11 protein-coding genes and 1 tRNA gene are annotated in these 11,587 nt (G+C 73.2%); 5 read left to right on the forward strand and 7 right to left on the reverse strand.

The window, feature by feature from the left end; all coding sequences use genetic code 11:
- Positions 1-9: 9 nt before the first annotated feature.
- From ACFU6K_RS16375 to ACFU6K_RS16400, 6 genes are all read right to left on the reverse strand, one after another.
- On the reverse strand, positions 10-834 hold the full coding sequence (locus ACFU6K_RS16375; RefSeq protein WP_380663606.1) for a carbohydrate ABC transporter permease: 825 nt from the start codon (positions 832-834) through the stop codon (positions 10-12).
- Positions 831-1,742: a carbohydrate ABC transporter permease gene (locus tag ACFU6K_RS16380; protein ID WP_380663607.1), complete on the reverse strand. Its 912-nt coding sequence runs from the start codon at positions 1,740-1,742 to the stop codon at positions 831-833. Before ACFU6K_RS16380 ends, ACFU6K_RS16375 begins: the two co-directional genes overlap by 4 nt.
- Positions 1,732-3,024 (reverse strand): extracellular solute-binding protein, encoded by a 1,293-nt coding sequence (locus tag ACFU6K_RS16385; RefSeq protein WP_380663609.1) that lies wholly within the window; start codon positions 3,022-3,024, stop codon positions 1,732-1,734. Before ACFU6K_RS16385 ends, ACFU6K_RS16380 begins: the two co-directional genes overlap by 11 nt.
- A gap of 273 nt (positions 3,025-3,297) precedes the next feature.
- The gene (locus ACFU6K_RS16390; RefSeq protein ID WP_380663611.1) at positions 3,298-4,164 is read right to left on the reverse strand and encodes an alpha/beta fold hydrolase; all 867 of its coding nucleotides are present in this window, start codon (positions 4,162-4,164) and stop codon (positions 3,298-3,300) included.
- A gap of 20 nt (positions 4,165-4,184) precedes the next feature.
- Positions 4,185-5,390, reverse strand: a complete 1,206-nt coding sequence (locus tag ACFU6K_RS16395; protein WP_380663621.1) for a glycosyltransferase family 4 protein — start codon at positions 5,388-5,390, stop codon at positions 4,185-4,187.
- Between the two features lie 62 nt (positions 5,391-5,452).
- Complete coding sequence (locus ACFU6K_RS16400) at positions 5,453-6,544, reverse strand: fatty acid desaturase family protein (protein ID WP_380663612.1); 1,092 nt, start codon at positions 6,542-6,544, stop codon at positions 5,453-5,455.
- A gap of 383 nt (positions 6,545-6,927) precedes the next feature.
- On the opposite strand from ACFU6K_RS16400, the gene ACFU6K_RS16405 reads away from it, so the two are divergent.
- From ACFU6K_RS16405 to ACFU6K_RS16415, 3 genes are all read left to right on the forward strand, one after another.
- Positions 6,928-8,088, forward strand: coding sequence for an anion permease (locus ACFU6K_RS16405; RefSeq protein WP_380663614.1), 1,161 nt, complete (start codon positions 6,928-6,930; stop codon positions 8,086-8,088).
- Entirely contained in the window at positions 8,085-8,393 is a 309-nt protein-coding gene (locus tag ACFU6K_RS16410; RefSeq protein WP_380663615.1) for a hypothetical protein, read from the forward strand. Before ACFU6K_RS16405 ends, ACFU6K_RS16410 begins: the two co-directional genes overlap by 4 nt.
- Before the next feature lie 219 nt (positions 8,394-8,612).
- Positions 8,613-9,314 carry a polysaccharide deacetylase family protein gene (locus ACFU6K_RS16415; RefSeq protein ID WP_380663617.1) on the forward strand — a complete coding sequence of 234 codons (702 nt, stop codon included), beginning with the start codon at positions 8,613-8,615 and terminating at the stop codon, positions 9,312-9,314.
- A 7-nt stretch (positions 9,315-9,321) separates the two neighbouring features.
- Here the strand turns inward: ACFU6K_RS16415 and ACFU6K_RS16420 are convergent, their stop codons facing one another.
- Complete coding sequence (locus ACFU6K_RS16420; protein WP_380663618.1) at positions 9,322-10,134, reverse strand: hypothetical protein; 813 nt, start codon at positions 10,132-10,134, stop codon at positions 9,322-9,324.
- A 206-nt stretch (positions 10,135-10,340) separates the two neighbouring features.
- Here ACFU6K_RS16420 and ACFU6K_RS16425 point away from each other — a divergent pair.
- A tRNA-Cys gene (locus ACFU6K_RS16425) sits at positions 10,341-10,411 on the forward strand.
- Between the two features lie 127 nt (positions 10,412-10,538).
- Positions 10,539-11,582, forward strand: coding sequence for an alcohol dehydrogenase catalytic domain-containing protein (locus ACFU6K_RS16430; protein WP_380663620.1), 1,044 nt, complete (start codon positions 10,539-10,541; stop codon positions 11,580-11,582).
- The last annotated feature ends 5 nt before the right edge of the window (positions 11,583-11,587 follow it).

Below are 11,587 nucleotides of genomic sequence, written 5' to 3' on the forward strand. Positions count from 1 at the left end.
CGGAGGGGCTCAGCCCTTGACCGCGCCGACGGTGAGGCCGGAGGCGATCCTGCGCTGGACGACGAGGAAGAAGACCACGACGGGCAGGGCGGTCAGTGTGGCACCCGCCATGAGGCCGCCGTAGTCGGTCCCGAAGCTGGTCTGGAAGGAGACCAGCCAGATGCTGACGGTCTGCTTCTGCGGACTCGACAGCAGGATGTAGACGAGGACGTACTCGTTCCACGCCTGGACAAGGGCGAAGACGGAGGTGGCGACGATGCCGGGCGCGAGCAGCGGGAGCACCACCCGGCGGAACGCGCCGAGGCGGCCGCAGCCGTCGACCATGGCCGCCTCCTCGAGTTCCACCGGGACCCCGGCGATGAAGCCGCGCAGCATCCAGACCGTGAACGGCAGCGTGAACACCAGGTAGGTGAGGACCACGCCGGTGAGGCTGTCGGTCATCCCGACGTCGTTCAGCAGCAGGTAGACCGGGATGATCAGGGCCGTCAGCGGGACCATCTGGACGATGAGGATGACCACGACGAAGGCCTTGCGGCCCGCGAAGCGGAAGCGGGCGAGGGCGAAGGCGGCGAGGGCGCCGACGACCAGCGACACCAGGACGGTGCCGAGGCCGATGACGACGCTGGAGCGGACGTTGGCCCAGAAGGTCTCGGTGCCCAGCGCCCGGGCGAAGTTGTCGAGCGTGGGGCGGACCGGCCAGAACTTCGGTGGCAGGCTCAGGATCTCGGTGGCCGGCCGGAACGCGGTGAGCACCATCCAGTAGACGGGGAAGCCGATCACCGCGGCGACGAGCAGTCCGAGCAGGTCGTGGCCCAGCGACCGCCGTCGTCTCATTCGATCTCTCCCGTCCTGAGCATCTGACGCAGGTAGACGACCGATCCGGCGAGCAGCAGCACGACGGTCACGAGCGCGATCGCGGCCCCGGTGCTGTAGCGGTTCACGGCGAAGGACTCGATGAAGGAGTAGACGCCGAGCAGGTAGTACTCCCGCTCGGGCTGGCCGCCGCGCATGAGCCAGATCTGGTTGAAGACGCCGAAGTCCCAGATGGCCGACAGCGTCGTCACCATGACGAGGACCGGTCTGATCACCGGCAGGGTGACGTGCCGGAAGACCTGGAGGGGCCGGGCCCCGTCGAGGACCGCGGACTCCTCCAGCTCGGGCGGGACCTGGGCCAGGGCGGCCCGCAGGGTGATCGCGGCGAACGGCAGCGAGCCCCACACCACGACGGAGACGATGACGGCGAACCCCTGCCAGGGGTTGGTGAACCAGTTGTGGCGGGCCAGGTCGACCCCGGGCAGGTTCGAGAGCAGCCAGTTCACCACGCCGTAGTCGGCGTCGAAGAGCCAGCGGAAGACCGACGCGGCGACCATGACGGGCATGGCCCACACGGTGACCAGCACCCCGGCGATGACGGCGCGCACCCACGGGGAGACCCGGTGCATCAGCCGGGCGGTGAACAGCCCGCAGAGCACCGTGAGGGCGACGCACACCGCGGTGAAGAGCACCGTACGGCCGACCACCGTCCAGAAGAACCCGTCCCCGAGGATCCTGCGGAACTGGTCCAGCCCGGCCCACGGCGGCGACGTGCCGCCGAACAGCTGCTCGCGGGTCATGTCCTGGAAGGAGAGGACGACCATGTCCACGAGCGGGTAGCCGAGCACCAGGACGAGCGCGAGGACGGTCGGGCCGATCAGCAGGTACGGCAGCAGCGGACGCCGCCGCCGGCCCCGGTCAGCGCTCATTGATCACTTCGTCGATCCGCCGGTCCGCCTCCCGCGCGGCGTCCTGCACCGACGCCTTGCCGTTGGCGATCCGCTCCAGCATCTCGGGCAGGACGTTGGACTTCTCCACCGACGTCCAGCCGGGCGCGAACGGGGTCATCCAGCCCCCGGTCGCCGCGGCCTGGGCGGCCGGGCCGTTGATGCCGCCGGCGGCGACCTCGGTCAGCTGGGTGGTGTTGTTGGGCAGGGTGTTCGCGGCGATCAGCGTCTTCTGCGACTCCCGGTCGGTGAACATCCTGATCCAGTCGGCGGCCAGGTCCTTGCGCGTCGACTTGGCCGGCACGGCCAGGGTGGAGCCGCCGAGGAAGGGCGGCAGGAGCTTTCCGGACGGGCCGGGGAAGGGGAAGGTGGCGAACTTGTCCTTCAGCTTCGGGTCCCCGCCGGAGCGTTCGTCGGCGGCGGCGTCGGCCTCCCAGGTGTTGCCGTAGAAGACGCCCACGCGGCCCTGGCCGACGACGGCCGGCTGGTCGCCGTTGTCCTTGGCGCGGTCGCCGACGTAGTAGGCGTCGATCAGCCGCTTCCACTCGGTGAGCCCGGCGACGGACTGCGGCGAGGACAGCGAGGCCTTCCAGCGGTTGCCCTCCTTCACCGCGATCTCGCCGCCCGCGTCCTTCAGGAAGGCCATGGCCGCGTACCAGTAGCGGCCTGGCATGTAGAGGGCGGAGAAGTTCGGGTCCTGGGCGCCGAAGGTGCTCTTCAGCCGGTCGAACGCGGAGAGGAGTTCGGGGTACGTCTTCGGGGCGCCCGGCACACCGGCCCGGGTGAAGTAGTCGGTGCGGTAGACGCCGACCCGGGCCCCGACGTAGTAGGGCACGCAGTAGGTCTTGCCGTTGTCGCGGCAGGCGTCGGCGAGCGCCGGCAGCCAGGCGTCCGACTGGTCGAAGCGGGCCGGGTCGAGGGTGGCGAAGGCGCCGTTGACGATGTAGTTGGTGGTCTCGCTGTTGCCCATCTCCACCACGTCGGGCACGTTCTTCCCGGCGAGGACGGCGTCCAGCTTCTGGTTCTTCGTCGTCCACTGCTGGTACTGGACGTCGACCCGGACCCCGGGGTGGGCCTTGGCGAAGCGGTCGTTGGTGGACTGGACCAGTTGTGGCCAACTCTCCTGGGCGTCCACGGCCAGCCACACCGTCAGCTTGCCGCCGGCCCCGGAACCGCCGCCCGAGCCGGAGCCGCCGCAGCCGGCCGCGGCCAGGGACAGGAGCAGGGTGAGGACCAGGGGGCGACAGGACGCGCGAATGGCCATGAGGTCTCCAAGTTCACTGTGGGGGTGACCTTTTGACTACCCCTCAGATCGGCCTGCGTCGCGGGGGAGCGGACATTCGGCCGGAAGACGTCCGACTCCGGGCCCGGCGGCAACCCCGACGATCGGACAGGGCACGGCGCTTCGCGTTCGCACCTCCCAGGTCGACGGGTCGTGCGGCAGCGAGCCCGGCTGCCGTGAGGGACAGTGAACGGCAGGCCGGCGCCCGCTGTGACGGCGTATTCAGGACAGATTGGAGTAGACCAATGGCGAGGATCACCCGCCGGGCGTGCGGCGGGGCTCCGGCAGCAGGGCGCGGAAGGCCGAGGCCACGGCGTCGGGGTGTTCCTGCATGGCGACGTGGCCGATGCCGGGCAGGGTGAGGAGGCGGGCGTCCCGGAAGGCGGTGTAGGCCCGGGCCGCCGTACGGAAGGGGACGAGGCGGTCCTCGCGGCCGAAGACGAGCAGGGTGGGGGCGGTGACCCGGCGGGCCTGGTGCCAGGGGGAGGGCTCGCCCGGCTGCCGGAGATGGGCCCGGACGACGGCGCGCACACCCTCCACCAACATCTGCCGGTTGTAGGGGAGTTCGGCGCGGCGCAGGCGTTCGCGCACTTCGGTCGCGCGCTGTTCGGCGCCGATGCGGGACGGGTCGGCGTAGATCAGGCCGTAGAGGTCGTCGAGTTGCCGGTCGGGGCTCCGGGTGGACAGCAGCCGGGCGTACAGGCGGGCAGCGCCCGGCAGGCCCAGCAGGGCGATCCGCAGGGCCTGCGGCGGCGGGAGGACGGGCAGGACCGGGGAGACCAGGGTCAGGGTGGCGACCAGCTCCGGGCGGTGGGCGGCGAGGTGGAGGGCGGTCAGGCCGCCGAGCGAGTTGCCGACCAGGTGGACGCGGCGGTGCCCGGTACGGACGAGGTGGCGGGCGACGGCCGCGGCCTGGCGCCCGACGGTGACGAGGCCGTCGGGCGGGGGAGCGGAGCGGCCGAAGCCGGGGAGGTCGAGGGCAAGGCAGTGCACCGACGGCCGGAGGCGCTCGATCAGGGCGGCCCAGTTGTGGGTCCAGCCGCCCAGCCCGTGCAGGAACACGGCGGTGTCGGCGTCCGGACGGGCGCCGGGAAGGTACTCGGCGGCGAGGGGCTGGTGCATGACGGGTCCGTTCCTCGGTCTCACCCGCGCGCCGTGGCGGAGGACTCCGCCAGCGCGAGCCGGTAGTGGTCGACGAGCCGGTCTCCGACCGCCTCCCAGCTGCGTCCCGCCACCGCGGCCCGGCCGGCCCGGCCGAACGCCCGGCGGAGCTCCGCGTCCCGGGCGAGCCGTTCCGCGGCCTCCCGGAAGCCGGTGCCGGCGCCGGGCGGGACGAGGAAGCCGGTGCGTCCGGGCCGGACCAGGTCGAGCGGTCCGCCGACGGCCGGGGCGACGACGGGCAGGCCGCTGGCCATCGCCTCCTGGAGGGTCTGGCCGAAGGTCTCGAACGGTCCGGTGTGCGCGAAGACGTCGAACGAGGCGTAGAGCCGGGCGAGTTCGTGCCCGGTGCGGCGGCCCAGGAAGAGCGCGTCCGGCAGTGCGGCGGCCAGTCGGGCGCGGCTGGGGCCGTCGCCGACCACCACCAGCCGTACGCCCGGGAGCCGGGACACCTCGGCCAGCCGCTCGACCTGCTTCTCCGGCGCCAGCCGCCCGACGTAGCCGACCAGCACCTCGCCGGGCCGGCCGAGGCGCCGGCGCAGGGCCTCGTCCCGGTGGCCGGGGTGGAAACGCACGCAGTCGACGCCGCGCGGCCACAGGTGGACCCGGGGGACCCCGTGGGCCGTCAGGGCGTCGAGCGAGGCCCGGGACGGCGCCAGGGTCCGCGCGGCCGCCGTGTGGATGAGCCGCAGCCGGTGCCAGGCCAGCCGGGCCCCGGCGGCACCGGCGAAGGGCAGATAGGTCCGGGCGTAGGCGGCGAGGTCGGTCTGGTAGACGGCGACGACGGGGACGCCCGCGCGCCCGGCCGCCGCCGCTCCGGCCGCCCCGAGCGCGAACGGGCCCGCCAGGTGCACCACATGGGGGCGGTGCTGCTCGACGGCGTCGGCCACCCGGCGCCCGGGGAGGGCGACCCGCACCTCCGGGTAGCCGGGCAGCGGAACGGACGGGACGCGGACCACCCGGTAGCCGTACGCCGCCTCGTACGGCTCGCTCCCGATCGCGCTCCCGATCGCGTTCCCGGTCCCGCTCCCGTTCGCGCTCCCGCTCCCGTTCGCGCGGCGCTGTGCCGCCGGGGCCACCACCAGCGGGACGTGCCCCCGGGCCAGGAGGTGCTCGGCGGTCCGGAGCACGCTGTGGGCCACGCCGTTGACCTGCGGGGCGAAGGACTCGGCGACGATCACCACTCGCAGCCGCTCGCCGCCGGGGGCCGGACCGGCCGCGGCGGGCGCCACCGGCCCGGGCAGGACCTCGCTCACCGGGCGGCCTGCGCTGTTGCCGTGGTCTTCGTCGCCGCCACGGCCTCCGGACGGGCCGCGACGGACCGGCCGACCACGCGCAGGTCCCGCAGGATCTCCCGGAAGCAGGCGGTCAGACCCGCCTCGGCGTACGGCACGCCGATCTCCGCGCAGTAGGCGCGCACGATGCGCGAGGCCGGTCGCAGCGCCGCCACCGGCATGGCCGGGAAGAGGTGGTGCTCGATCTGGAGGCCGAGGCCGCCGAAGAGGAAGTGGACGAACCGACCGGCCCGCAGGTTGCGGGAGGGCAGGACCTGCCGCCGGAGGTAGTCGGTGCGCTCGGCGCCGGGGCCGGTCATCGGCATGCCCTTGTGGTTGGGGGCGAAGATGCAGCCCAGGTAGACGCCGAGCAGTGCCCCGAACAGCGCGGTGAAGGCGAGCGCCTGGAGCGGGGAGAGCACGAGGACGGTCAGGGCCGCCGCGATGGCGTAGTGCAGTGCGGCGAGGGTGCGTTCCAGCGCCGGGTGCCTGACGGTGCCGCGGGTGAGGGTCAGGCCGGTGGCGACGAGCAGGCCGAGTGCCTGGAGGGACAGCAGCGGGAAGAACAGTGCCGCCTGGTGCCGTGCCACGAACCGCCGCAACCCCCGTGTCCGCTCCGCCTGTTGGGCGGTCCGGGCGAAGAGGAGGGAGTCGGCGGCCGGGTCGTGGCCCTCGCGGTTCGGGTGGGCGTGGTGCCGGTTGTGGTCGTCGACCCACCAGCCGTAGCTCATGCCGACCACCAGGTTCCCCAGCACGATGCCCACCAGGTCGGTCGTCCGGCGGTCGGCGAACACCGCGCGGTGCGCGACGTCATGGCCGAGCAGCGCCAATTGGCCCAGCACGAAGGCGAACAGCGGCGCCAGGCCGAGCTGCCACCAGCTCGCGCCGAGCGCCGTGAACCCGGCCAGCAGCCCCGCCAGCGCGGCCAGCAGCGCCGCGCTCCGGCACGCGTAGTACAGCGGGCGCCGACGCAGCAGGCCGGCCTGCGCCACGCGCCGGTACAGTTCGGCGAACTCGCCGCGCCGGGCGGTCCCGGCGCTCGGGGTGTCCGGGATGTCCTGAACGGTCATGCCACCAATCCGGTCTCGGGCCGCCCCGGCCGGCCGTGTCCGCGCTGCGTGCCTGGGGCTCGAAGGCCCTGAGCCTTCCGTACCCGACCCGTCGGTGTCCCGCGCTGCCGGTGAATGCGACCCGATCGGGCGGGCGGCGGCCACGGGCTGACGGTTCGCCGTTCGGAGGTCGGGAATCCGTACGGTCCGACGCCGGGGGGAGCGGGCCGCGGGAAGGCCGTCGACGCGAGGTGTGTCCCCCTCGGGCTCCTGGAGCCGTCCGTCCGGCAGGCGAGGGGGCGCGACCGTGTGTTGATCCGACCGGATGGCGGCGCTTCGCCGTGCGGCGCGCCGGGTCGTCGCCGAACCGGGCGTGTCCCGGTGCGCGGGCTAGGTTCGGGTCCGTGACCGGCAACGATGCGGTCCTGGCGCTGATGGTCGTCACGGCGCTGGGCTTCGACTTCACCAACGGCTTCCACGACACCGGCAACGCGATGGCGACCTCGATCGTCACCGGCGCCCTCCCGCCGCGCGTCGCGGTCGCCGTCTCGGCGGTGCTGAACCTGGTCGGCGCGTTCCTGTCGACCGCCGTGGCGGCGACCATCGCCAACGGCCTGGTCGCCAGCGGGGAGGTGACCCTGACGGTGGTGTGCGCCGGCCTGACCGGCAGCATCCTGTGGAACCTGGCCACCTGGTTCCTCGGGATCCCCTCCAGTTCCTCGCACGCGCTGATCGGCGGGGTGGTCGGGGCGACGGTGGCGGCGGCCGGGGCCTCGGCCGTCAGGTGGCAGGGGCTGGTCTCCAAGGTGATCGTGCCCGCGGCGCTGTCACCGTTCATCGCCGGTGGGGTGGCGGTGGTCGGCACCCTCCTGGTCTACCGCCTCACCCGGGACGTGCCCGAGGGCCCGCGCGGGCGCGGCTTCCGGCTCGGCCAGATCGGCTCGGCCTCCATGGTCTCGCTCGCCCACGGCACCAACGACGCGCAGAAGACCATGGGTGCCATCACCCTGGCCCTGATCGCCAACGGCACCCTGCAGGCCGGGGCGAAGGCGCCGGACTGGGTGATCGTCTCCTGCGCGCTGGCGATCGCCCTGGGCACCTACGTCGGCGGCTGGCGGGTGATCCGCGCACTGGGCAAGGGGCTGGTGGAGATCGAGCCGCCGCAGGGGATGGCCGCCGAGTCGGCCTCGGCCGCCGTGATCCTCTGCTCCACCGACTTCGGGTACTCGCTCTCCACCACCCACGTGGCCACCGGGTCGATCCTGGGCTCGGGGATCGGGCGGAGCGGTGCGGTCGTGCGCTGGCAGCTCGCCCGCCGGATGGTGGCGGCCTGGCTGCTCACCCTGCCGGCCGCCGCGGTGGTCGGCGCGGTGGCCTACTGGACCGCGAACGGGATCGGCGGGACGGCCGGGGTCGCGGTGATCTTCATCGTGCTGGTGCTGGCGTCGATCGCCTTCTTCGCCGCCTCCCGCTACCCGGCCGTGACGCCGGAGAACGTCAATGCCGCGTGGACCGGTTCGGTGGCCCCGGAGCCCGTCAAGGCCAAGGACGAGGTGAGGTCGTGAACTCCTGGGTCGACCTGGACGCGGTGTGGAGGATCGTCGTGGTGGGCCTGGTCACCGGCGCCGGCCTGCCCGCGCTGTTCGCCCTCGGCCTGCGCCTGCTCAACCCGTCCGGCCCGTCCGGCTCGTCGGACCCGTTCGGCCCGTCCGGCCTGTCCGCCTCGGCCGGCTCGTCCGCCTCGGCCGACGAGCCGGCGGGCGTCCGGCCCGCCGCCGGTCCGGTCGCTTCCGCCCTGGCCGGACTCCTTTTCGCGCTGGTGCTCGCGGCGATCGGCTGGGGCATCTACGTCATCGTCAACCACCGCTGACCGTCCGCCGCCCCGGTCCGGCCCGAACGGGCCTCGCCGAATTCCGCTCCGGCAACCGGGTGAAATGGTACGGAGTCGCCTGGCGCGAATGGAAGCCGGGCCCGACGCTGCCAGAATGCAATTTCCCCGAGGGCCACCTGAACGGACGGGGCCACTGGACAGCAGGAGCGGAACATGCGACTCATTCGACCACGCAATAGTTCGGAAAGCGCGCCCGACGTGGCTGCGGCACGTCTCCCGTGGACGTTGATGTACCACTCGGTGACGTCGGCGACCGAGGATCCCTATCTGATCACCGTCGACCCCACGCGATTCCGCCGCCAGCTGCGCTGGCTTTCCGCGCGCGGGCTGCGCGGGGTGTCGGTGGGGGAGCTGATGCGCTCCCACCGGGACGGCACCGCCGCGGGAAAGGTGGGGCTCAGCTTCGACGACGGATACCGCGACTTCGTGGAGGAGGCCATGCCCGCACTGGCGGACTACGGCTTCACGGCGACGGTCTACGTGGTGGCCGGCCGGCTCGGCGGGTGCAACGACTGGGACGAGCAGGGCCCACGCAAGCCGCTGATGACGGCGGCCCAGGTCCGCGAGGCCGCCGCCGCAGGGGTGGAGATCGGCTCGCACGGGCTGACGCACCGGCGGCTGGCGGGCCTGGGCGCGCGGGATCTGGCGGCCCAGGTCGCCGACAGCCGCCACGTGCTGGAGGACCTCACGGGCCGGTCGGTCGAGGGGTTCTGCTATCCCTACGGTTCGCTCGACGCCGCCGCCGTGGAGGCGGTGGCGCACACCGGGTACGGGTACGGGTGCGCGGTCAGCCCCGGTGTCCACGGCGGGGAGTTCGCGCTTCCCCGATGTTACGTCGGCGACCGGGACGGGCCGCTGCACCTGACCGCGAAGCGGGTGCGCGACCGCTGGCTGCGCTGACGGTCGGTCAGGGGGCGGTGGCGGCCGGCTCCAGGTGCAGCCAGGACTCGTGCCAGAGCAGGGCGCACCGCCGGTCGCAGCCGGTGGCGAGCGGCTCGCCACCGCAGCGCAGGCCGTCGAGGATGAACCAGCGCCCCCCGGTGGGGTGTTGCCACCAGGCGAGGGACCGGTGGCGCAGTTCGACGGCGCCGTGACGGGTGCCGGCGTGGCGTTCCATCCCCGGCTGGAAGGGGACGCCGTCCAGGCGCCCGTCGGGGTCGAGGGTCGCGCGGATCTCCGCGAGGCCGCGCACGGTCGCCCACAGGGCGACGGGCCGGGGGGCGGGGACCGGCGCGGGCGCGGGCTCCAGCCATTCGTCGCGGAACAGCAGGGCGCAGTCCAGCCCGCAGCCCTGGGTGCCGTCGGCGCCGTGGCAGGTGGCGCCGGCCAGGGCGACGGTGCCCGACAGGCGCCGCACCCGGTAGTGGTCGTCGATCATGCGGCGCACGATGCGTTCGACCTGGTAGACGCCGCCGCAGAACGACCACTGGCTGCCGGTGAACCACAGGCCGCGGTGGCGGTCCTTGGCGTCGAGGGTGGCGCGCACCGCGTCCTCGTCCTTCACCCGGACCCAGTCCCCCTCGGCGAACCGGGAGGGCCGGCCGGGCGCCGGAACGTCGGCGCGGCGCTCGCGCAGGCCCTCGCGGGCGATCCTGGCGCGGCGCACGACGCCGAGTGGGGGAAGGTCGCGCAGGGGCAGGTTCTTGTACTGGCACCGGTTCGCGGCGGTTCCGCAGAGCGGCTCCGCGGTATGGGTGAACCGTGATTCCTCAACGGCCATCAGTGAAATCCCATCGGGTCGGAGATATCGGCACAGGCTAGCGCACCCGGTCTTTTGCGCGCTGGCTCGTCGGACCCTACCGGCGCCATGTCGAGAGAAATAACACTAGACGCACTAAGAGCCCCATGGGGTGAAACATCGCCGTTCCCGGGGAATTCTGGTCAGGGTCCGTGTTCATGTGCGTGTAATGTTTCCATCGTTGTCGGGGTGGAGTGGCCGAGTGGTTAGGCGGCGGCTTGCAGGGCCGTTCAGATGGGTTCGATTCCTATCTCCACCTTTTTCTTTCACGTTCTTTCGGGACCTTTCGAGATCTGTCGAGAGAAGCGCCCGGAACAGGGCGAGCGGTGCGGCCGCAGGGGCTCCGGGGGACGAATCACCCGGCTCACCCGGCGAAGGGATCGCTCATGACCACCTCCCCCAGCGGCTCTGCCACCGCCCTGCGCGCCGTCCAGGTCGCGGCAGTAGGTGCGGCCCCCGAACTGGTCGAGGTCCCCTCTCGGGAACCCGGCCCGGGGGCCGTGCGGATCACCGTGGAGGCGTGCGGGGTCTGCCACTCCGACCTGCTCATCGCCGGCGGCCTGCTGCCCGGCAGCACCTTCCCGATCACCCCGGGGCACGAGATCGCCGGCCGCGTCGACGCCCTCGGCGAGGGCGTCGAGGGCTGGCGGGTCGGCGACCGGGTCGCGGTCGGCTGGTACGGCGGCAGCTGCGGGCACTGCGACGCCTGCCGGGTGGGCGACGGCCTGCACTGCGCGCGGGTCGAGATCCCCGGCGTCGCCTATCCGGGCGGGTTCGCCGACTCCGTCGTCGTCCCGGCCGTGGCCCTGGCGGCGATCCCGGACGAGCTCACCGCGGTCGAGGCGGCGCCGCTGGCCTGCGCGGGGGTGACGGTCTTCAACGCCCTGCGCCGCTCCGCCGCACGGCCCGGGGACACCGTCGCCATCCTGGGGATCGGTGGGCTCGGCCACCTGGGCGTCCAGTTCGCCGAGAAGATGGGCTTCCGCACCGTCGCCATCGCCCGCGGCCAGGAGAAGGGGCCGCTCGCGCTCGAGCTCGGCGCCGCCCACTACATCGACAGCACCGCGGGCGATGTCGCCGAGGCCCTACGGCAGTTGGGGGGTGCGAAGGTGGTCCTGTCCACCGTCACCAACGCGCAGGCCGTGGTGGCGACGATCGACGGGATCACCCGCCGGGGCGAGCTCGTCATGGTCGGACTCCCGGCGGAGCCGCTGGAGTTGAGCGCCCTGCAGCTGATCCAGGGCGACCGGAAGGTCTACGCGCACTCCTCGGGCATCGCGGTCGACACCCAGGACACGCTGCGCTTCGCGGCCCAGACGGGGGTGCGGGCCTGGGTGGAGGAGGTGCCGCTGGAGCGGACCGCGGCGGCGGTGGAGAAGATGGCGGCCAACCGGGCCCGCTTCCGCATGGTCGTCACCACCGGCCGCTGAGCGGC

It is taken from the genome of Kitasatospora sp. NPDC057512, assembly GCF_042802135.1.
Taxonomy (GTDB): domain Bacteria; phylum Actinomycetota; class Actinomycetes; order Streptomycetales; family Streptomycetaceae; genus Kitasatospora.

Bases quoted from the DNA above. Each gene is read 5' to 3' on its own strand.
- ACFU6K_RS16375 (WP_380663606.1), bottom strand. From the start codon at position 834: ATGAGACGACGGCGGTCGCTGGGCCACGACCTGCTCGGACTGCTCGTC.
- ACFU6K_RS16380 (WP_380663607.1), bottom strand. From the start codon at position 1,742: ATGAGCGCTGACCGGGGCCGGCGGCGGCGTCCGCTGCTGCCGTACCTG.
- ACFU6K_RS16385 (WP_380663609.1), bottom strand. From the start codon at position 3,024: ATGGCCATTCGCGCGTCCTGTCGCCCCCTGGTCCTCACCCTGCTCCTG.
- ACFU6K_RS16390 (WP_380663611.1), bottom strand. From the start codon at position 4,164: ATGCACCAGCCCCTCGCCGCCGAGTACCTTCCCGGCGCCCGTCCGGAC.
- ACFU6K_RS16400 (WP_380663612.1), bottom strand. From the start codon at position 6,544: ATGACCGTTCAGGACATCCCGGACACCCCGAGCGCCGGGACCGCCCGG.
- ACFU6K_RS16420 (WP_380663618.1), bottom strand. From the start codon at position 10,134: ATGGCCGTTGAGGAATCACGGTTCACCCATACCGCGGAGCCGCTCTGC.
- ACFU6K_RS16430 (WP_380663620.1), top strand. From the start codon at position 10,539: ATGACCACCTCCCCCAGCGGCTCTGCCACCGCCCTGCGCGCCGTCCAG.